Origin of the sequence: Enterobacter sp. BIDMC 30 (genome assembly GCF_000534355.1) — a bacterium.
GTDB lineage: Bacteria > Pseudomonadota > Gammaproteobacteria > Enterobacterales > Enterobacteriaceae > Enterobacter > Enterobacter ludwigii.
Genome location: NZ_KI973169.1, coordinates 1029323 through 1049569, shown reverse-complemented (window position 1 = coordinate 1049569; position 20247 = coordinate 1029323). Strand labels below are relative to the sequence as shown.

Sequence of the window (20247 nt, the reverse complement as noted above, 5' to 3'; positions counted from 1 at the left end):
ATTCCTGATAGTTATGCGACTTCCGCACTCGCACGGTAATGCGTTTCGAGGTGCGCGAAGGTGGAGTCCGGGACAATCTCCCGGATCCGGGAAAACTGCTGTGTCTTAAGCAAGCGGCGGACTTCCGACGCGGAAATAGCGTTGCCGGTGACCTTGATGCGCGGCATTTCCACCACGTCAATCTGCGAGGCCAGCAGGTCGTGCAGCGTCTGGTTGTATTGACGGGTGATATCGCAAAACGGCTCCGAACCGATAAAGCGATGCGTAATACCCAGCGCCGGGGCGATGAAGTCCCGGAAGATCAGCACATCGATTTCGCTCCACGCCTGCTGTACTTTGCCGGTCTCTTTCAGGAAGTAGGCCGGGAACGTGGCGCGGGAGATGATGTACTGCGATCCTTCATGCACAATCACGTTCGGCAGATGCGCCACGCCCGCCCGTACCATCTCTAGCCGGGCGCTGAACGGGAAGAACGAGGCATCCTCGCGCACCACAAACAGATGCAGCGCATCGCACTGCCCCGCGGCCTGCTCGACCAGATGCCGGTGGCCGAGGGTAAACGGATTCGCATTCATCACGATCGCGCCAATCTTCTTCCCGGCCTTGCGCTGACACTTGAGCGCGCGGCAGTAGCGCTGGATCCCCTGCGGGGTGTTCTCCATCAGCACCGCGTTGTTCCCGCTCTGGGCAATCGGCCAGAAACCGCTGCGGCCAAAGCGCTCCTTGTTGCACGGACGGGTGCAGAGGAAGAGGTGAAAATGGCCGCGCTCCAGCGCCGCGTTTTCCACCTCTGCCAGCAACCGTGCGCTGAGGTTCTCCCCACGAAGCTGCTCGTTTACCGCCACGCACTTGATGACGTTAGCGGCAAGCCCGGCACAACCCACCAGCTGCGTGCCGGACCAGGCTTCGACAAACAGCGTGATGTCGTTGTCCAGGCCAAGGCCGCTGTCTGCCAGCAGGTAACGGATCTGGCTTAAGCGTTCCGGGTGTTTCGCCACAAGGGTGTGGCGAAAATCGATAGTGGGTTGACTGTTCATGCCGTTTTACTCAGTGTGCTGCCGCAAGCCCGGTGGCGGGCGCTTCCATGATCACATTGCTCAGATGACCGATATGCTCGATCTCCACCTCAATGCGATCGCCCTCTTTCATGAACAGCGGCGGGTTGCGCTTTTTGCCCACGCCGCCAGGGGAGCCGGTGATGATCACATCGCCCGGGCTGAGGCGGGTAAAGGTGCTGATGTATTCGATAAGCTCCGCGACCTTGTGGATCATGCTGCTGGTGTTGTCTTCCTGCACCATACGGCCGTTAAGCCAGGTGCGGATCGCCAGCTGGTGCGGGTCCGGGATCTCATCAGCTGTCGCCATCCACGGGCCAAACGCTCCGGTCTGACGCCAGTTCTTGCCTGCCGTAAACCAGGTGTGCTGCCAGTCGCGGGCGGAGCCGTCCATATAGCAGCTGTAACCTGCCACATGGCGCAGCGCCTCATCACGGCTGATGTTCTCTCCGGCTTTGCCGATGATGACCGCCAGCTCTCCTTCGTAGTCGAATTCACTGGAGTGACGCGGCTTCAGCACCGGTTCGTTGTGGCCGGTCTGCGAATCCGGGAAGCGGACAAACAGCGTCGGCGCCGGGTTGTGCTGGTCAAACTCTTTGCGTTTGTCGGCGTAGTTCATGCCCACGCAGAGGATTTTTTCCGGCTGCTCAATCACCGGTAAGAAGGTGATGGCATTCAGAGGGACATCCACGGCGTCGTTGAGATAACGGGTGGCCTCAGCCAGCCCGTTGCCCTGCAGCAGCGCTTTGAGGTCGCTGTAGCGGTCGCCGAGACGGCGACCTAAATCAATCACACCTTCGGCCTGAACGATGCCGTAGCTGCGTGTTCCCTGGTATAAAAAGCTTGCGAGTTTCATTGTTCTTTCCTGAAGACTTAAACGAGGAAGTTGCCCAGTATCAGCAGAGAGATGGAGACGTTAATCGCACCGCCGATACGGGTAGCAATCTGGGCGAAGGGCATCAGGCTCATACGGTTGCCTGCGGTCAGAATCGCCACGTCACCGGTACCGCCCTGACCGCTCTGGCAGCAGGAGACGATGGCGACATCAATCGGGTGCATGCCAATCTTTTTGCCCACGAAGAAACCGGTCGCCACCAGCGCGGAGACGGTGCTGACAATCACCAGCAGGTTGGTCAGCGTGAATGCGGCGACCAGCTCATGCCAGGGGGTAATGGCCACGCCCACGGCGAAGAGAATGGGGTAGGTTACTGACGTCTGGAAGAATTTATACACCACCTGAGAGCCTTCCAGCAGACGTGGAGAAGCACCATTACAAAGCTTGACCAGCACCGCCATAAACAGCATGCCAACCGGCGCAGGCAGGCCAATCAGCTTGTGGCCGAGCATCCCCAGCATGTAGAGCAGAACGGCCAGCAGTGCGCCAGAAGCGATCGTTGTGACGTCTGCTTTACCGGAGAACGCAGGCTGTGCGGTGGTTTCATCGGTATTCGCACGGTTAGGCATCAGCTGGCCTTCGCCGGTCAGGTGCGGGTAACGTTTACCGAGCTGATTGAGGCAGCCGGAGATGATGATTGCCGTCAGGCCGCCGAGCATAACCATAGGCAGAACGCGACCGAGCGCCACGCCCTGGTCCATATGCAGCAGGGTGGCATAGCCGATGGAGAGCGGGATCGCCCCTTCCCCAACACCGCCCGCCATAATCGGCAGAATGATAAAGAAGAAGATCTGGAATGGCTCAAGGCCCAGCGCTATCCCTACGCCCATGCCAACAATCATGCCGACAATTTCGCCGCACAGCATCGGGAAGAAAATGCGCAGGAAGCCCTGAATCAGCACGGTGCGGTTCATGCTCATGATGCTGCCGACAATGATGCAGCAGATGTAGAGATACAGAATGTTGGTGGATTTGTAGAACTTCGTGGTGGACTCTACCACCACATCCGGCAGCAGACCGTAATAGACCAGTGCCGAAGGAATAAAGGTGGCGCAAATCGCCGCCGCACCGAGTTTACCGACAATCGGCAGGCGCTTGCCAAACTCACCGCAGGCAAAACCGAAGAACGCGAGCGTGGCGACCATCACCACGATATCGCTGGGCAGTTTGCCGCCGAGGCAATCAATGGCAATCAGCGCGCCGGCCAGGACAAACAGTGGCAGAGGGATAATTCCGATTTTCCACGTATCCATAATATGCCACCAGCGCTCTTTGAGTGATGGTCGCTGAATATCAATCGGGTCGTGGGTAACAGAGAAAGAATCGTCAGTTGTGCTCATAATAAGCCCCTTAGTTATTTTGTGCGTTCAGCTTAGAGTCACAAAGGCTTACTTTATGTGAGGGATGGCATATTAAAAGCGAAGTTTTTATGGCAGCTATGGTTTTAATGGTTTCTTTTATTTAATGTGATTTACGCCTTATTTATTGCCGTGGTTTTTATGGTTTCTTTTCTAAAACGAACAATCAAATAACATTTCTCCAGACGGCTTCAGGCGCATAGGCTATTCGGAAAATTCTTTTACAGGGCCTGCTGTGCAAGGGATCACAAGTTTTCGGCAAACCGGGCATCCGCGCGAAAAAAGATGATATATTGGCAACCTTTGCTGCTACCTCGCGTGATAGTTATGAAAGTATCGTTTCAGATTAAGCTGTTTATTTCGCTGGTCGCCTTTTTCTCAGTACTTTTTGCGTTACTGGGCGGATATTATTACGTCGATGTCGGCAAGCAGCTTTATCAGGAAATGAGCGCACGTGCCAAAATACAGGCGGAAGAGATCGCACTTATTCCCTCATTACGTGATGAGGTTGAACAAAAAGATATCAAAGCCATCCATGATTTTATGCAGAAAATTGCCGCTCACAGTGATGCCAGCTTTATTGTGATTGGGGATAATAAAGGTCTGCATCTTTTTCATTCGGTCTTTGCCGACAGAGTGGGCAAGACGCTTATCGGTGGAGACAATGAGGAGGTCCTGCAGGGAAAAAGCACCACCACCATCCGCAAAGGGGGGTTGGGTATTTCGCTGCGCAGCAAAGCGCCCATCTTCAACGATGCGGGGCAAGTGGTGGGGATTGTCTCGGTGGGTTATCTCACCAGCTACCTTGATACCATTACCGTCAGCAAAGTGGTCAATATTCTGCTGGCCGCCGTGCTGCTGTTGATTGCGCTCTTTATCTTCTCCTGGTTCTTTACCCGCAGTATCAAGAAGCAGATCTTCTCCCTGGAGCCACGGGAAATCGGCCTGCTGGTGCGCCAGCAAAAGGCGATGATGGAGTCTATCTATGAAGGGGTGATCGCCATTGATGATGAGCTGCGCATTGAGGTGATCAACCAGGCGGCGCGCAAGCTGCTTGGCCTGAGCCAGCCAGCCCGTGAACTGCGCGGGCAGCTGATTAGCCAGGTTATCGACCCTGTCCCGTTCTTCTCAACGCAGACGATGCTGGCGAAAGATACCCATGATGAAATTTGCCGTTTTAACACCCTCACGGTGATTGCCAGCCGGGTGCGTATCATGCTTGAGGATTCGCTGCAGGGCTGGGTGATCACTTTCCGCGATCGGAATGAAATAGACTCGCTTAGCGCCCAGCTCAGCCAGGTTAAACGCTATGTCGATAACCTGCGCATCATGCGTCATGAGCAGTTGAACCGCATGACCACTCTGTCCGGCCTGCTGCACATGGGCCGCTATGAAGAGGCGATTGGCTATATTCAGGCGCAGTCGGAACACGCTCAGGAGCTGCTGGACTTTATCTCTTCCCGCTTCAGCTCCCCGACCCTGTGTGGCCTGCTGCTGGGTAAAGCCGCCCGCGCGCGGGAGAAAGGGGTCGAGCTCAGTTTTGACCCGGCCTGCCGGCTGGACAGGCCGTTCCCGTCGCTGGCTGAAGAAGAGCTGATCTCAATCATCGGCAACCTGCTGGATAACGCCATCGAAGCGACGCAGCGCTCACCGCTCCCCCATGCACCGGTCGAAGTGCTGATCAAACTGAGCGAGCAGGAGCTGATTATCGAAGTGGCCGACCAGGGCGTTGGCATCAAACCGGAGATCCGTGACAGGATATTTGAACGCGGCATCACCACCAAAACACGCGGCGATCACGGGATTGGCCTGTATCTGATCGAAAGCTATGTTACGCAGGCTGGCGGCGCGATAGAAATTGCCGATAACACCCCGCGCGGCGCCATTTTCTCACTGTTTATTCCCGCCCGGCGTCCCGCCCAGCAACTGGAAGATACCGACTATGCAACATGAACTTATCGACGTATTGATTGTTGAAGACGAGAACGAACTGGCGCAACTGCACGCGGAACTTATCGGTAAACATCCGCGCCTGAGGCTGGTAGGGATCGCCTCGTCTCTCGCTGCCGCCCAGGTCCAGCTTGAAAGCAAGCAGCCGCAGCTTATGCTGCTGGATAACTATTTGCCGGACGGTAAAGGGATCACACTGATCAATGACCCCATGCTCACCCGCGCCAACTGTTCGGTGATTTTCATTACTGCTGCCAGCGACATGGACACCTGCAGCCAGGCCATCCGGAATGGCGCCTTTGATTACATCCTGAAGCCGGTCTCCTGGAAACGCCTCAGCCAGTCGCTTGAACGCTTTGTGCAGTTTGCCGAACAACAGCGGGTCTGGAAGATTGTCGACCAGCAGAACGTCGACTCGCTCTACCAGCTGCAGGCGAAAAACTACCGTCTGGATAACGGCAGCAAAGGCATTGAGGAGAATACGCTGGCACGGGTGCAGACGTTGTTTAACGACAAGGCGACACACTGTTTTTCCGTCGACGAGGTCGTGCAGGAGACAGGATTAAGTAAAACCACCACCCGACGCTATCTGGAGCACTGCGTGGAGGCGGGGTTTCTGAGCGTAGAGATGTTGTACGGGAAGATTGGGCATCCGCGGAGGATGTATAAGAGAAGTGCGGTGTGAGCCCTGACCCTCTCTTTAGGGGAGAGGGCCAGTATTACGGATGACGGCGACTATGACAATACATACCCGTACAGTCGCTTAATCCCGTCGGGATCCTTTTCGCTGTAAACGCCCTGCAGTTCCGGCGAGAAACCTGGCAGCAGGTTGATGCCCTCCTCCAGCGCCAGGAAGTAACGCTGTACCGCCCCACCCCAGATTTCACCCGGCACCACGCACAGTACGCCTGGGGGATACGGCAGCGCGCCCTCGGCGGCAATGCGTCCGCCGGCATCACGGATGCGCACCAACTCCACGTTCCCGCGAATATACGCCTGATTCGCATCCTGCGGATTCATCGCCCGTTCTGGCAGACTCTCTTTACGGAACATTGCCTTCTGCAGATCTTTCACGTCAAAGCTCACGTAGAGATCGTGCATCTCCTGGCAGAGCTGGCGAAGGGTGTAATCGCGATACCGTACCGGGTATTTCTGGTAGATGGTCGGCAGGACGTCAGCAAGCGGCGTATCGTCTTCAATATGCTGTTCAAACTGACCCAGCATCGCCACCAGCTGCGCCAGCTTCTCACTGCTTTCGGCAGGCGTCAGCAGGAAGAGGATCGAGTTGAGATCGCACTTCTCCGGCACAATGCCGTTTTCACGCAGGTAGTGCGCAAGAATGGTCGCCGGAATGCCAAACTCGGTATATTCCCCGGTTTCCGCATCAATACCCGGCGTGGTCAGCAGCAGCTTGCACGGATCGACGAAATACTGCTCGCTGGCATAGCCTTCAAACCCGTGCCATTTAGCCCCCGGCTCAAAGCTGAAGAAGCGGCGCTCGCTGGCGATGGCGTGTGTGGGATGATCCTGCCACGGACGCCCGGCCACCATTGGCGGAATAAACGGTTTGATCATATGGCAGTTGGCAATGATCGCCTTGCGGGCCTCAATGCCCAGCTCAACACACTCCGCCCAAAGCCGGCGCCCGCTCTCCCCTTCATGGATTTTCGCGTTCACATCAAGAGCCGCGAACAGCGGATAGAACGGACTGGTCGAGGCATGGAGCATGAACGCATTGTTGAGGCGCTTGTGCGGACAGAAACGCGCCTGGCCGCGAATGTGATTATCCTTTTTATGGATCTGCGAAGTCTGCGAGAACCCGGCCTGCTGTTTATGCACCGACTGCGTCACGAAAATGCCCGGATCGTTCTCGTTCAGATCCAGTAACAGCGGCGAGGTTTCCGCCATCATCGGAATAAACTGCTCGTAGCCCACCCAGGCCGAATCAAACAGGATGTAGTCACAAAGATGGCCGATCTTGTCGATCACCTGACGGGCGTTGTAGATCGTGCCATCGTAGGTACCAAGCTGAATGATCGCCAGACGAAACGGGCGTTTCTCCATGGCCTTTTCCGGCGCAACTTCACGGATCTGATTTCGCAGGTACGCGTCGTCAAAACACTGCGCGTCAATCCCGCCAATAAAACCAAACGGGTTACGCGCTGCTTCGAGATAAACCGGCGTGGCGCCCGCCTGGATCAGCGCACCGTGGTGGTTGGACTTATGGTTGTTGCGATCGAACAGCACCAGGTCACCGCGGGTCAGCAGCGCATTGGTGACCACCTTATTTGCAGCGGAGGTGCCGTTCAGCACAAAGTAGGTTTTATCAGCATTAAAGACTTTTGCTGCGAACTTCTGGGCATGCTTGGCGGAGCCTTCGTGGATCAGCAGATCGCCCAGTTTCACATCGGCATTGCACATATCGGCGCGAAATACGTTCTCACCGAAGAATTCATAGAACTGCCGTCCCGCAGGGTGTTTTTTAAAAAATGCACCGTGCTGGTGTCCCGGACAGGCAAAAGTACTGTTGCCCATCGCCACGTACTGGCTCAGGGTGTCAAAAAATGGCGGCAACAGATTCTCTTCATACCGGCTGGCCGCCGTCTCCAGTTCCAGAAACTCCTGAGCTTTACCTGATATCACTGCCGTTGCGCCATCAGGAACGTCTGACGGCTCTTGCGAGTAAATAAACACCGGAAGCTGAAAGCCCGTGCGTTTAAGCAATGCCAGAACGCCGCTGCAACTTTCCGCGGGGGTAATGACGACTGCCGCCACATCCGTAAAATCAGTGTTATCCAGCGTCACCTTTTCGCGGTGCGTAGACACAGTAGAGACCAGCTCGCGGCTGACGGCGATTTTCATGGTTTTCATAAGTGCAGTTACCCTCACCGAACGGTGAGACAGGAGTAGATAATATCGATACGGGTGAGCGTTCGCGCAGCGACAGACAACATCATCATTGGCGGCTCCGTACACAGGAAGGAGAAATTTCGCGCAATCATGTCACCTTTTATTTTGAGGTGCAAGAAGCAATCAGTATGCGTTAACCCGCCTAAACCTAAGCTTAACAGGCCCCTGGCGTGTCATAATCCTGCAATACCCATGATTAACTAACAGGAGTTCACGGTGGTTATCGGACCCTTTATCAATGCCGGTGCCGTATTGCTGGGCGGCGTACTTGGCGCCGTATTAAGTCAGCGGTTGCCGGAGCGTATTCGCTCTTCCATGCCCTCAATATTCGGCCTGGCCTCGTTAGGTATCGGCATTTTGCTGGTGATTAAGTGCGCCAACCTGCCGGTGATGGTGCTTGCTACCCTGCTCGGCGCGCTCATTGGCGAGTTCTGCTATCTGGAAAAGGGTATTAACAATGCGGTCAGCAAAGCCAAAAACCTGATTGCCCACCCGGGCAAGGCGAAAAACGGCACTCACGAGTCGTTTATTCAGAACTACGTCGCGATAATTATTCTTTTTTGCGCCAGCGGCACAGGCATTTTCGGTTCAATGCAGGAAGGCATGACTGGCGACCCCAGCATATTGATTGCGAAGGCGTTTCTTGATTTCTTCACGGCCACCATTTTCGCCACGACCCTCGGCATCGCCGTCGCCGCGATTTGCGTGCCCATGCTGCTTATCCAGCTGGCCCTCGCTACCTGCGCCACACTGATCCTTCCTCTCACCACGCCGGCAATGATGGCCGACTTCACCGCCGTCGGTGGCCTGCTGCTGCTGGCGACAGGGCTGCGGATATGCGGAATAAAGATGTTTGCGGTGGTGAATATGCTGCCCGCGTTGTTGATTGCAATGCCGCTATCCGCGCTCTGGACGCACTTTTTTGCTTAAGTTTACGGCGAACTGGTGAGAGAGTGTGCAGTCCGTTACGAAAACAACAAATTTCGTTGACGGCAGAGGGCATATCAGGTTTAATGCGCCCCGTTGCCCGGATAGCTCAGTCGGTAGAGCAGGGGATTGAAAATCCCCGTGTCCTTGGTTCGATTCCGAGTCCGGGCACCACTCTTCAGAAAACCCGCCCTCGTGGCGGGTTTTTGCTTTTGGGGTAAAGCAAAGCTAGGGATCGTTCCCATCCGAATCCAGCAGTTTATTTTTAAAGATAAACAAACAAGCCTCGTTGAAGTTCTCTGCCCCCAGCCGTTCTGAGAGCGCGGTCCGTTTACGATAGAGGCTTTTAATCGACGTATTCAGTTCCTGTGCCACCTCTTCCATCGCCATGCCAGCCCTGAGCAACCGCAGCATAATGGCTTCATGCGTGCTCAGCCGTAAGTTCAGCAGCCACTTTGTTGTCAGACGTTTGCCCTTCATGTTGAGCACCAGGTTGAATAACGACGCCATATCGGGTGCCGTGAGCGACGTGTTCATAAACAACTTCATGCTGAGCAGATTCTCCTCGCGATGCCGCATATCGAGCATAACGCAGCAGATTGTTTTTTTCGTTCTGGCCGGATGGCGTATCAGGTAATCATATAAACGCAGCGGTGCACGGCTATCAATCAATACAGAATATTCATCTGCGCCGTTATCAAATATCTTTCTGTCAATGGAGTCCAGCAGGATTATATCCGGAAAAAATATCCTCATCCCCCTGACAAGGTAGCGATCCTGTGTCACTAACACTATTGAAGTTGCCACTAACCATCCCTTTTAGATTAAAGCAAGAACGACCCTTCGGAAAGAAGTCCGCCTTCGTTTTATAGCGCTTTTATATTAACGATAAATGTATTCTGGCTTTGATTGACCCTCAATTCGCACATTCATTGATACGTCTTCCCATAGACTATCATTCAATGGCTGCCATTAATTATAAGTAAAAAACAATCTCAGAAAAGTCACTTTTATGGATATTAAGAATTTTTGTCATGAAACTTCCCAAACATGCACCGGAAAGTACTTTAATTCACACCAATAAGGCGCATTAAAAATATAAACAAATTTGTCACAATATAAATAAAAACCAACCAAATCATAAAGTTATAAATATAAATTCATTTCAAAATAATCGTTTAGGACAGCTCATTACAGAATTATCTCAAAACAACCACCCTGCTTTTCAACATATTTATCTGCCAACATATCGGGTGTACATTACCAGCCACTTAGCCCTGACCATAAGGACCCATAATTACCTTTAAGTAAGTACCCCATAACGTAACTGCATTCAGATTAAACGTTCTCATTTATGGCCTTTAACCCCGTGCTTAAAGGCAGCCGTGTTATGCAATGGATTTATGATAAACAAATGGCAAATAGATATGGAAAGATCACTTCGCTTCAATACGTTATTCTTTTACCGCACTCCCGCTTTATTGTTTCTGTTATTACTTTTCCCCTTTCTGGTTCAGGCAGCAGAATCAGTATATGAACAACAGATTCAGCAGGCGCGTAACGGTAATTACGCACCTTTTCTGCAATATCTTCAGCGTTATCAGCAGCAACATGCCCTGACGCCTGAGCAAGTTGCGGACTGGTTGCAGGTGGCGTCCTGGGCGGGTCGTGATGACGACGTTATTCAGGTCTGGCTGCGTTACAAGGTCTATATGCCTCTTCCTGCCCGTGGCGTAGCTGCTGCTGCTCAGGCAAGGCGAAACCAAAAGGCGTGGCAACCTGCGTTAATGCTCTGGAAGGAGGCGTGTAACCTTGCACCGGATAACGACGATTATCGCATCGGCTACATCAAAACCCTCGCCGACGCCCGCATGGATACACTGGCTCTGCAGGAAGCCCGGCAACGGGTGGCGGAAAAGCCCTCTCTGGCTCACCTCCAGACGCTCTCTTATGTCTATTCACGCCAGGGGAAAAACCAGGAGCGGCTTTTGGCAGACATCCGTGCGTTGAATAGTGTGCCAGCGGATGACGCCCTTCGTACTGAGTTGATTGATGCGCTAACAGACAACCGGGCCGACACGCCTGCCCTGCGGCTTTCACAAACGGTGACGCTGCCCCCCGCGCAACGCCGCCGTCTGGCACTCAACGCCGCCGCCGAAATGGTACGCCTCGCCGATGTGCCTGCCCGTACTGAAACAGAGCGTTTGCAGCTCGCGCAAGCGGCGCTGAACCGCTATGACGAGCTGCTGTCCCGCTGGCAAAACGAACCCCAGGCAGCGGAGGACGTTATCCGGGCCCGTGTCGATCGGCTTGGCGCGCTTCACGCCCACGGTGATTATCCACAGGTCATCAGGGAATATCAGGCGTTAACGTCAGCTCAGCATCCCGTGCCGACCTGGGCAATTGGCTGGGTTATCTCCGCGTATCTGGAGGAGAAAAATGCCGATGCCGCCCTCTCGCTTCTCAAACGTTATCCAGACTATGCGCCGGATCCGCAGGACGACGATCATGCGCTTTTCTACGCCTGGCTGGATACCGGGCAGTATCAGGCCGCTCGCCAGTATGTTGAGAAGATAAGCCGTAACACGCCCTGGACCCGCTACGATTTCGGTTCGCCAACCCCGCAACCCAACGATCAATGGCTCATCGGGCAATCGCTCACCTTTAACTATTTGCTGATGACCAATGCCCTTCCGCAAGCCGAAAAGCTGGCGCAACGTCTGGCTGCGTCAGCGCCGGGAAATCAGGGATTACAGATTGACTACGCCACCTTACTTCAGGCGCGGGGTCTGCCGCGGGCGGCGGAGCAAAAGCTCAAAATGGCCGAGACGCTGGAGCCATCCAATATCGAGCTGGAACGGCAGCAGGCCTACGTCGCAATGGATCTGCAGGAGTGGCGACAGATGGATTTACTGACCGATGACGTTATCGCCCGCGCGCCTGTCGACGGGAGCGCCCGACGTCTGGACAGGCTCAGAAACGTCCATCATCTGTCCGAACTGCGTCTGAACGCGGGCAAAGGACTGCACTCTGATAACCCCGTCAGCGGCACACACGATCTGAGCTGGGATGCCACGCTCTACGGTCCGCCCGTCGCGGATAACTGGCGGCTTTTTGGTGGAACCCGATTTGCGCAGGGCAATTTCGACGAAGGCAAAGGCAGCAGCCGCCACCTGTTTGCCGGCGTCGAATGGCGGCCTCGCGACCTTCTGGTCGAAGCAGAACTCTCCGGTAACCATTATCACGGTGCAAACAAGCCCGGTGCTCGCCTCTCGGCGGCGTACAGCCTGAACGATAGCTGGCAGGTGGGTGGAAACCTTGAACGTCTTTCACGCACGACGCCTTTACGGGCACTGCGTAATGGCGTCAGCGCAAACCGGGGAGAAGGCTGGGTCCGCTGGTATCAAAACGAACGCCGTGAGTACCAGTTTAACGCCTCTGCCAGCCACTTTTCCGACCATAACCGCCGCCAGGAGTTCGCCCTTACGGGTAAAGAGCGGCTGTGGCAGACACCCACCCTGACGCTGGATCTCGAACCGGGTATATCAGCGAGTACTAACACCCTGCGGGACACGCTCTATTACAACCCGGAGCGGGATCTGTCCGTAACGGCAGCCCTGTCCGTCGATCATCAGATGTACCGCCATTACGACACGCTCTGGAGCCAGCAGGTCGTTCTCGGCGGCGGGGAATACTGGCAGAAAAATCAGCCTGCTGGTGCCATCGCCCTGCTGGGTTACGGGCAGCGCATTCAATGGAACAACGTCATTGATAGCGGCGTGATGCTGAACTGGGACAAGCGCCCTTTCGACGGTAAACGAGAAAGCAATCTCTCCGTCACGTTTGATGCGAATTTACGCTTTTAAGGATGAATATGCTGAACAAACGTTTTTCTGTGAGCCTGATAATTATCGGCTGGTTATGCCTCAGCGCGAGCGTCTGCGCTCAGGCCCTCTCGTTTATGTCCCCCCAGGAACGGCCACAGCCTGAGGCGAGTAAACCCTGGCCAAAAAACCATTTTCTGGTTCTGGCCTACCATGACGTTGAAGATGATGCAGCCGATCAGCGCTACCTGTCCGTTCGTACCAGCGCCCTAAACGAGCAGATCGGCTGGCTTGTGCATCACGGTTATCACGCCATTAGCGTGCAGGATATTCTGGATGCGCATGAGGGCAAAAAAACGCTGCCGCCCAGAGCCTATTTACTCAGTTTTGATGATGGCTACAGCAGTTTCTACACCCGCGTCTGGCCACTTCTTCAGGCCTGGAACGTCCCTGCGCTGTGGGCACCGGTGGGCAGTTGGGTAGATACGCCAGCGAATCAGCAGGTCAATTTCGGCGGACTGATGACGCCCCGCGAGCGCTTTGCAACCTGGGATATGGTGCGGGAGCTAAGCCAGTCTCCGCTGGTTGAGATTGGCTCGCATACCTGGGCTTCGCATTACGGCATACCGGCTAACCCACAGGGAAGCCGTGAACCCGCCATCGCCAACCGCTTTTACGATAAAGCGACGGGGCGTTATGAAACCGATCGGCAGTTCAACCAGCGGATCGCTGATGACGTGCGCAAAGTTACCGACAAAATTACCCGGGTGACAGGAAAAGCGCCCCGCGCCTGGGTCTGGCCCTATGGCGCCGCGAACGGCACATCGCTCGCCATCGCCAGAAAGCAGGGTTATCAACTGGCCTTTACCCTTGAGGATGGGCTGGCGGATGTGCGCGATCTCGGCAATATTCCGCGTCTTTTGATTTCCGGAAATCCCTCGCTCAAATCCTTTGCCAGCACGGTCAACCAGATTCAGGAGGCCGATCCCGTGCGCGTCATGCATGTCGATCTCGATTATGTCTACGATCCCGATCCGGCCCAGCAAACCAACAACATCAATAAACTTGTCCAGCGGGTTTACGACATGAAAATCAGTCATGTTTTCCTGCAGGCGTTTTCCGATCCGCTGGGCGATGGCACGATCAAAGCGCTCTACTTCCCTAACAGCCGGCTTCCGGTGCGCGCCGATCTGTTTAATTTTGTCGCCTGGCAGCTGCAAACCCGTGCAGGCGTAAAAGTCTATGCGTGGATGCCGGTGCTCTCTTTCGATCTCTCACCCGCACTCCCGCGGGTACAGCGCTGGGATCGTCAAACGGGCCAATTGCACGAGGCTACCGACCCCTACATCCGCCTCTCCCCGTGGAACCCCGAGGTTCGTCAGCAGGTCACGGAAATCTATGAAGATCTTGCCCGCTACGCCAGCTTCAATGGGATCTTATTTCACGACGATGCGGTGCTGACAGACTTTGAAGATGCCGGCCCGGATGCCCTGCGCGCCTGGAATAACCGCAGTATCGCCGCAATGCAACACGATCCGGCCACCCTTCACGCCTGGAGTCGCTTTAAAAGTCAGACGCTCATCGGCTTTACCCGCAGCCTTAGCCTGGCGGTGAAAAACATACGCGGCCCGCAGATTAAAACCGCGCGGAATATGTTCGCCCTGCCCATCCTGCAGCCCGAGAGCGAAGCGTGGTTTGCACAAAATCTGGATGATTTTCTGATGACCTACGACTGGACGGTTCCGATGGCTATGCCGCTGATGGAATCCGTTCCGGCCGAGGAAAGCGATGCCTGGCTCACGCGGTTGATCGCCGCCGTTGCCGCACGGCCCGGTGCGCTCAATAAAACCATTTTCGAGCTACAGGCCCGGGACTGGGAGCAGAAACCTCAACGTGCCGTGCCCGACACGCGTCTGGCGCAGTGGATGCGCGTTCTCCAGCTGAACGGCATCAAAAATTATGGTTACTACCCCGACGATTTCATCAACAACCAACCTGATATTTCACGCATCAGGCCTGAATTTTCTTCGTACTGGTACCCTGACAATGACTGATCGCATTATCGCATTCTCTATTTTATGCCTGGTATTCGGGTTGCCTCTGGGCGTGGCTGCCCTCTTTACCGGAGAACTGATTCTGGATTTTGTCTTCTTCTGGCCACTGTTCATGTCCGTGCTCTGGATAACCGGGGGGCTCTATTTCTGGTTTCAGCTTGAACGGCACTGGTCATGGGATAAGCAGACGCCCGCTCCCACGTTAGACGGCGATCCGTTAATTTCAATCCTGATCCCGTGTTTCAACGAGGAAAGAAATGCCCGGGAGACCATTAGCGCCGCGCTGGATCAGCGCTACCCCCATATCGAAGTTATCGCGATCAACGATGGTTCTTCCGACAACACCGCAGAGGTGCTGCAGCAGCTGGCGCAGGAACAGCCGCGCCTGCGCGTCATTCACCTCGCAGAAAATCAGGGAAAGGCGGTGGCGCTTAAGGCCGGTGCGGCGGCGGCGCGCGGCGATCTGCTGGTCTGTATTGATGGCGACGCCCTGCTCGATCGTGATACCGCAGCCTATCTGGTAGAGCCGCTGATTAAGTATCCCCACGTCGGGGCCGTCACCGGGAATCCGCGTATTCGCACACGATCAACGCTGATTGGCCGTATTCAGGTAGGCGAGTTCTCGTCGATTATTGGTCTCATCAAACGGACGCAGCGGATCTACGGCAGGGTCTTTACCGTCTCCGGGGTTATTGCGGCCTTTCGCCGACAGGCGCTGGCAGATGTGGGGTACTGGAGCCCGGATATGATCACCGAAGATATCGACATCAGCTGGAAGCTTCAGCTTCGACACTGGGATATCTTTTTTGAGCCGCGGGCGCTGTGCTGGATCCTGATGCCAGAGACGTTAAAAGGTCTGTGGAAACAGCGTTTACGCTGGGCGCAGGGCGGTGCAGAGGTCTTTCTGGTTAACCTTCGCAAGATCGTGCGCTGGGAACATCATCGCATGTGGCCGCTGTTTTTAGAGTACGCGTTGTCAACGCTGTGGGCATTCGCCTATGCGGTGACCGTGTTGCTGTTCATTGTCAGCCATATCATTAGGTTACCCACAAACCTGACCGTCGAGAGCCTGTTTCCTCCTGAATTTACCGGGTTGCTTCTGGGGGTCATGTGTCTGATGCAATTCCTCGTCAGTTTGTATATCGAGCGGCGCTATGAAAGAAACGTGGCGAGTTCGCTTTTCTGGGTGATCTGGTTCCCGATGGTGTACTGGATGATTGGTCTGTTCACCACCCTCGTCGCCTTTCCAAAAGTCATGCTTAAACGCCAACGTGCACGTGCGCGCTGGATCAGTCCGGACCGGGGAAAAGGAAGCATTCAATGAACGAAAATACGCTAATTCTGACTGAACATCGGCTATTGCCCCGTCTTTTTGATGCGGTGCTGACGCTGCTGGCATGGGGAGGTTTTCTGTTTTTCCTCTATGCCAATCTGTGGATGCAGGTAACCGAGGAGAGCAACTACCGCTGGGGCATTATTATTGCCTCGTTTAATACGGTGCTGATCTATTTGCTGATCGCCGCGCTTAACGGCTGGTTGCTCATTCTGTGGTATCAGTACAATCGCCGTCGCGCTCAGGTAAGGCGGCGGCGTCCCGATACCTGGCGTCACGATGAGCTGGCGAGAAGCTTTAACGTCCCCCCGCAAATCATTTCAGAGATGAGTCAGTACAATTTGCTGACGGTCTATCATGACCAGATCGGCCGCATCATTGACCTGAAGATAAGTCAGCAGCACGACGAGCATCCCTGAGCCGCCAGAAAACGAAAAACACCCGCAAGGAACACTGCGGGTGTGTGTTGACAGCCGGAACAGCTTACTTGTCTTTCACCACAATCAACGGTTCGATGTCGCTCTCTTTCTTCACCACCAGCGAATCATCCCCGCGCAGACAGGTGCCGCCGTAGTTACCGCCCACGGTAAACGTACAGACCTGGATATGCTTGCCATCCACCTTCGGCAGGCACCACAGCTGCTGGTAGATATTTTTGCGATCGACAAACTTGCCGCTCGACTTGTCCAGCACTTCATCCCCGGCGCTAATCAGATCGATATTGCTGCCGCAGCGTCCGGCAATCGGTTTGATGGCGTAACCGGTCTGTTTCAGCAGGTCGTTAACCTCGAAATCGGTATCGAGCAGATAACGGTGATTCGGGAACAGCTGCCAGAGCACCGGGAGGATCGCCTTGTTGCCGGGAATAACCGTCCACAGCGGTTCGAACACCAGCACTTCCGGACGCAGCAGGACGTCAATCAGCCGTACGTCACCTGCCGGATACCCGGTGCGGATCGGCACGGCGGCGTATTCGGTTTCGCTCACCTCGCGGATCTGCTCTATCGCCGTCTCCCACGCCCAGGTTTTCCACACGCAGTTAACGTGACGGCCTTCGTCGTCAATCAGTTGCCCGGCCGCATCCCAGCTGAGAGCGTTAAGCCCATGCAGAATTTTGGTTTCAAACCCGGCCTGCAGCAGAGAGCGCTGAATAAAGAGCGCGTGATAATCCTCTTCGACGTCATTGTCCTGCATGATGTGCACGAACGGACGCGCATGGCTGTGCTTCCACGCGCCGGTAAGTTCTTCCAGCAAACCTTCCGCCGGATTGTGGCCGTTACCGCGATAACCGTTCTTCACCCACTCTTCGAGGATTAATCCCCCTTCCGTGTGGCAGGAGGCGGAATCGGCGTTGTACTCGTAAACCTTGATGCCACGCTCATCCATACAGAAATCCATACGACCGGTGATCATATGGTGACGACGCCACTGCCATGAGAGGCGCAGACGCGGCCAGAGGATTTTAGGGATGTCAAAAAGCGCCAGTAAGTTATCGTCTTTCAGCACTTTGTCGGTCGCGTGCAGGTACATCAGGTGCAGTTCATTGGTCGCTTTGATCAGCTCCTGCTCGGCACTTTCGGTGATGGTAAAATACTGGCAGGGATCTTTATTGATAAAGTGGCCGTTTGCGCGGACATATGCCTGCTGCAGGGCGTCGTTTTCGTTGAGCCATTTCCCGTCAAACTGACGTTTATTCTTCAGCCGCGCACCGCTGATTTTGAGCAGTTCACCGTCGAGTTCCGGCTGCGGGATGCTGTGCTCCGTGTCGTCCGTCTGGATCATCCAGCCGAGAATTTCGGTATCGTTAAAGGTGTCATGCAGCGTGTAAGTACCGTTCTCAACGGTCATTCGCAGCTCGCGCGTCCACTGCTGCCCGAGCGGGAGCGGAGAGTGAATAACGTTCTGCTCGGCAATGCGCACCTTATCGTCCAACAGTTGCGTGATCACAGCAACGTGGCCGGTCTCATGAAACTCCCCGCCCTTTTGCCAGATAAGCAACGCCCCGGCCTGCGGCGCGCGTTTCGACCCATTGGCAAAGGCCTGAAGCGGCAGGATGTTATCGTTCACGACCTGGCGCAAAAAGCGCAGAGAGAAGATCTCCCACGCCATACCGACGTCGGTGAAAACACATCCATAATTGAGGAACAGAAAACGGCGGGCGAACTCAACACACTGCCACTTGTGGCCCATGTATTCATTGCCAATATAGCTGCGAAAATCCGCGTCTTCCGGATAACGACGCGGATCGAGACTGCCGTAGTTTGAAGAGTAAATCGCCACGCCACCCGGCGCATAACCTAATAACGTCCCGAATGGCGCGTCACTGCTTAACTTTCCTTTACGCATGTATCCAACCTAAGACGGGCAGGCGGCAATGTTGAAAGGGTTGTCGTCGTCTGCACGTTGTAATTAACCTGACAGAGGTGGGATTTATCATACACCCGTTCCGCTGTCTGTGTAGCGTGGCGCGAAGGGGAAATGTATTGCGCTCAGTTCGCTAAACCCTCCCATGAACTCCTGCTACACTCCCTCAACACATCACAAAAAAGGCAGGCCAACATGTCAGACGAAAATACCTATCAGCCACCCAAAGTGTGGGAATGGAAAAAGAACGGTGGCGGCGCGTTCGCCAATATTAACCGTCCGATCTCCGGTGCGACGCATGAGAAAGAGTTACCCGTGGGTTCGCATCCGCTGCAGCTCTATTCTCTGGGCACACCAAACGGGCAGAAAGTGACCATCATGCTGGAAGAGCTTCTGGCGCTTGGCGTGACGGGTGCCGAGTACGATGCATGGTTGATTCGCATTGGTGAAGGCGACCAGTTCTCCAGCGGCTTTGTTGAAGTGAACCCGAACTCGAAAATACCGGCGCTGCGTGACCACTCCACGACACCGCCCACGCGCGTATTTGAATCCGGCAGCATCCTGCTCTATCTGGCAGAGAAGTTCGGCCATTTCCTGCCAAAAGATCCGGCGGGACGTACAGAAACCCTGAACTGGCTGTTCTGGCTGCAGGGCGCGGCCCCGTTCCTCGGCGGCGGTTTCGGCCACTTCTATAACTACGCACCGGTGAAGATTGAGTACGCGATTGACCGCTTCACGATGGAAGCCAAACGCCTGTTCGACGTGCTGGATAAACAGCTGGCGCGTAGCCGCTACGTGGCCGGTGAAGAGTACACCATCGCCGATATGGCGGTCTGGCCGTGGTTCGGCTGCGTGGCGCTGGGTAGCGTGTATAACGCCGCCGAGTTCCTCGACGCTGAGAAGTACACCAACGTTCAGCGCTGGGCGAAAGATGTGGCACACCGCCCTGCCGTGAAGCGCGGGCGTATCGTTAACCGCACCAGCGGCGAGCTCAACGAGCAGCTCCACGAACGCCACGCGGCGAGCGACTTCGAGACCAATACGGAAGACAAGCGTCAGGCGTAATGCTCTGCCGGGCGGACCACCGCCCGGCAACAGGGATCCCTGCAAGGGGCATGATTTGCTTAAGGGTTGAGCCGGTATTACTGGCACTATGCGGACGTTTTTCTCAGATCAGATGACGAGAAAAGCGGACTCAACCGACAGCAGTCACAAAGGATTTGTTATGAAATTGATGAAAACAGCGCTGATTATCAGCACCCTGATCTTTTCCACTTCTGGTATGGCGATAGATAAAACCGCCGCCGGTGCAGTGGCCGGTGCGGCAATTGGCGCAGCCACGGGCAAAGATTTGAAATCCACGGTAGGCGGTGCGGTCGTTGGCGCGGGTACCGGTGCGATGTTCAAAAACGGCGACAAAGGTAAAGCTGCGCGTAAAGGCGGTGCGGTGGGTGCCGTGGTGGGTGCAGGTGCTGCGGCGGTGACAGGCAACAGCGTACTGAAAGGGGCCGCCGTCGGGGCCGGCTCTGGCGCACTGATTGGTGAAGCCACTCACTGATAAACGGCGGGCGGCGCTC

The 20247-nt window shown here is 55.1% G+C and carries 15 protein-coding genes and 1 tRNA gene; 10 read left to right on the top strand and 6 right to left on the bottom strand.

Annotated elements, in window-relative coordinates; translation table 11 throughout:
- Window positions 1–11: 11 nt before the first annotated feature.
- The 3 genes from citC to L466_RS17240 are packed head-to-tail and all read right to left on the bottom strand — an operon-like array spanning window position 12 to window position 3290.
- Window positions 12–1037: a [citrate (pro-3S)-lyase] ligase gene (gene citC / locus L466_RS17230; RefSeq protein WP_014171587.1), complete on the bottom strand. Its 1026-nt coding sequence runs from the start codon at window positions 1035–1037 to the stop codon at window positions 12–14.
- 10 nt (window positions 1038–1047) lie between these two features.
- Entirely contained in the window at window positions 1048–1911 is an 864-nt protein-coding gene (locus L466_RS17235) for a fumarylacetoacetate hydrolase family protein (protein WP_014171588.1), read from the bottom strand.
- A gap of 17 nt (window positions 1912–1928) precedes the next feature.
- The gene (locus L466_RS17240) at window positions 1929–3290 is read right to left on the bottom strand and encodes a 2-hydroxycarboxylate transporter family protein (RefSeq protein ID WP_014171589.1); all 1362 of its coding nucleotides are present in this window, start codon (window positions 3288–3290) and stop codon (window positions 1929–1931) included.
- 345 nt (window positions 3291–3635) lie between these two features.
- Between L466_RS17240 and L466_RS17245 the strand changes: the two genes are divergently transcribed.
- Together L466_RS17245 and L466_RS17250 are read left to right on the top strand one after the other, a co-directional pair.
- Window positions 3636–5261 (top strand): ATP-binding protein, encoded by a 1626-nt coding sequence (locus tag L466_RS17245; protein ID WP_025203246.1) that lies wholly within the window; start codon window positions 3636–3638, stop codon window positions 5259–5261.
- A complete protein-coding gene (locus L466_RS17250) occupies window positions 5251–5943 on the top strand; it encodes a response regulator (protein ID WP_032680308.1) in 693 nt (230 codons plus the stop codon). Before L466_RS17245 ends, L466_RS17250 begins: the two co-directional genes overlap by 11 nt.
- 50 nt (window positions 5944–5993) lie before the next feature.
- Here the strand turns inward: L466_RS17250 and L466_RS17255 are convergent, their stop codons facing one another.
- Complete coding sequence (locus L466_RS17255) at window positions 5994–8129, bottom strand: ornithine decarboxylase (RefSeq protein WP_032680307.1); 2136 nt, start codon at window positions 8127–8129, stop codon at window positions 5994–5996.
- Window positions 8130–8384: 255 nt separating this feature from the next.
- Between L466_RS17255 and L466_RS17260 the strand changes: the two genes are divergently transcribed.
- On the top strand, window positions 8385–9098 hold the full coding sequence (locus L466_RS17260) for a DUF554 domain-containing protein (RefSeq protein WP_025203244.1): 714 nt from the start codon (window positions 8385–8387) through the stop codon (window positions 9096–9098).
- A 95-nt stretch (window positions 9099–9193) separates the two neighbouring features.
- Window positions 9194–9269, top strand: a tRNA-Phe gene (locus L466_RS17265).
- A gap of 54 nt (window positions 9270–9323) precedes the next feature.
- On the opposite strand, the gene L466_RS17270 is transcribed toward L466_RS17265, so the two are convergent.
- Window positions 9324–9851 carry a helix-turn-helix transcriptional regulator gene (locus tag L466_RS17270; protein WP_044857798.1) on the bottom strand — a complete coding sequence of 176 codons (528 nt, stop codon included), beginning with the start codon at window positions 9849–9851 and terminating at the stop codon, window positions 9324–9326.
- A gap of 671 nt (window positions 9852–10522) precedes the next feature.
- Between L466_RS17270 and pgaA the strand changes: the two genes are divergently transcribed.
- Genes pgaA through pgaD form a run of 4 tightly spaced genes read left to right on the top strand, consistent with a single transcriptional unit; the run spans window position 10523 to window position 16725 of the window.
- Window positions 10523–12961: a poly-beta-1,6 N-acetyl-D-glucosamine export porin PgaA gene (gene pgaA / locus L466_RS17275; RefSeq protein WP_032680306.1), complete on the top strand. Its 2439-nt coding sequence runs from the start codon at window positions 10523–10525 to the stop codon at window positions 12959–12961.
- Window positions 12962–12969: 8 nt separating this feature from the next.
- Window positions 12970–14973, top strand: coding sequence for a poly-beta-1,6-N-acetyl-D-glucosamine N-deacetylase PgaB (gene pgaB, locus L466_RS17280; protein WP_032680305.1), 2004 nt, complete (start codon window positions 12970–12972; stop codon window positions 14971–14973).
- Window positions 14966–16297 carry a poly-beta-1,6-N-acetyl-D-glucosamine synthase gene (gene pgaC / locus L466_RS17285; RefSeq protein WP_032680304.1) on the top strand — a complete coding sequence of 444 codons (1332 nt, stop codon included), beginning with the start codon at window positions 14966–14968 and terminating at the stop codon, window positions 16295–16297. The genes pgaB and pgaC overlap by 8 nt, the downstream gene beginning before the upstream one ends.
- On the top strand, window positions 16294–16725 hold the full coding sequence (gene pgaD, locus L466_RS17290; RefSeq protein ID WP_020883670.1) for a poly-beta-1,6-N-acetyl-D-glucosamine biosynthesis protein PgaD: 432 nt from the start codon (window positions 16294–16296) through the stop codon (window positions 16723–16725). Before pgaC ends, pgaD begins: the two co-directional genes overlap by 4 nt.
- Window positions 16726–16789: 64 nt before the next feature.
- On the opposite strand, the gene gss is transcribed toward pgaD, so the two are convergent.
- Window positions 16790–18652 carry a bifunctional glutathionylspermidine amidase/synthase gene (gene gss, locus L466_RS17295; RefSeq protein WP_032680303.1) on the bottom strand — a complete coding sequence of 621 codons (1863 nt, stop codon included), beginning with the start codon at window positions 18650–18652 and terminating at the stop codon, window positions 16790–16792.
- Between the two features lie 213 nt (window positions 18653–18865).
- Between gss and yghU the strand changes: the two genes are divergently transcribed.
- Together yghU and L466_RS17305 are read left to right on the top strand one after the other, a co-directional pair.
- Window positions 18866–19735, top strand: a complete 870-nt coding sequence (gene yghU, locus L466_RS17300) for a glutathione-dependent disulfide-bond oxidoreductase (protein ID WP_020883668.1) — start codon at window positions 18866–18868, stop codon at window positions 19733–19735.
- A gap of 160 nt (window positions 19736–19895) precedes the next feature.
- A complete protein-coding gene (locus tag L466_RS17305) occupies window positions 19896–20228 on the top strand; it encodes a glycine zipper domain-containing protein (protein WP_020883667.1) in 333 nt (110 codons plus the stop codon).
- The last annotated feature ends 19 nt before the right edge of the window (window positions 20229–20247 follow it).

Bases quoted from the DNA above. Each gene is read 5' to 3' on its own strand.
- pgaD (WP_020883670.1), top strand. From the start codon at position 16,294: ATGAACGAAAATACGCTAATTCTGACTGAACATCGGCTATTGCCCCGT.
- yghU (WP_020883668.1), top strand. From the start codon at position 18,866: ATGTCAGACGAAAATACCTATCAGCCACCCAAAGTGTGGGAATGGAAA.
- citC (WP_014171587.1), bottom strand. From the start codon at position 1,037: ATGAACAGTCAACCCACTATCGATTTTCGCCACACCCTTGTGGCGAAA.
- pgaB (WP_032680305.1), top strand. From the start codon at position 12,970: ATGCTGAACAAACGTTTTTCTGTGAGCCTGATAATTATCGGCTGGTTA.
- L466_RS17270 (WP_044857798.1), bottom strand. From the start codon at position 9,851: ATGAGGATATTTTTTCCGGATATAATCCTGCTGGACTCCATTGACAGA.
- pgaC (WP_032680304.1), top strand. From the start codon at position 14,966: ATGACTGATCGCATTATCGCATTCTCTATTTTATGCCTGGTATTCGGG.
- L466_RS17235 (WP_014171588.1), bottom strand. From the start codon at position 1,911: ATGAAACTCGCAAGCTTTTTATACCAGGGAACACGCAGCTACGGCATC.
- pgaA (WP_032680306.1), top strand. From the start codon at position 10,523: ATGGAAAGATCACTTCGCTTCAATACGTTATTCTTTTACCGCACTCCC.
- L466_RS17255 (WP_032680307.1), bottom strand. From the start codon at position 8,129: ATGAAAACCATGAAAATCGCCGTCAGCCGCGAGCTGGTCTCTACTGTG.
- L466_RS17250 (WP_032680308.1), top strand. From the start codon at position 5,251: ATGCAACATGAACTTATCGACGTATTGATTGTTGAAGACGAGAACGAA.
- L466_RS17305 (WP_020883667.1), top strand. From the start codon at position 19,896: ATGAAATTGATGAAAACAGCGCTGATTATCAGCACCCTGATCTTTTCC.
- gss (WP_032680303.1), bottom strand. From the start codon at position 18,652: ATGCGTAAAGGAAAGTTAAGCAGTGACGCGCCATTCGGGACGTTATTA.
- L466_RS17240 (WP_014171589.1), bottom strand. From the start codon at position 3,290: ATGAGCACAACTGACGATTCTTTCTCTGTTACCCACGACCCGATTGAT.
- L466_RS17245 (WP_025203246.1), top strand. From the start codon at position 3,636: ATGAAAGTATCGTTTCAGATTAAGCTGTTTATTTCGCTGGTCGCCTTT.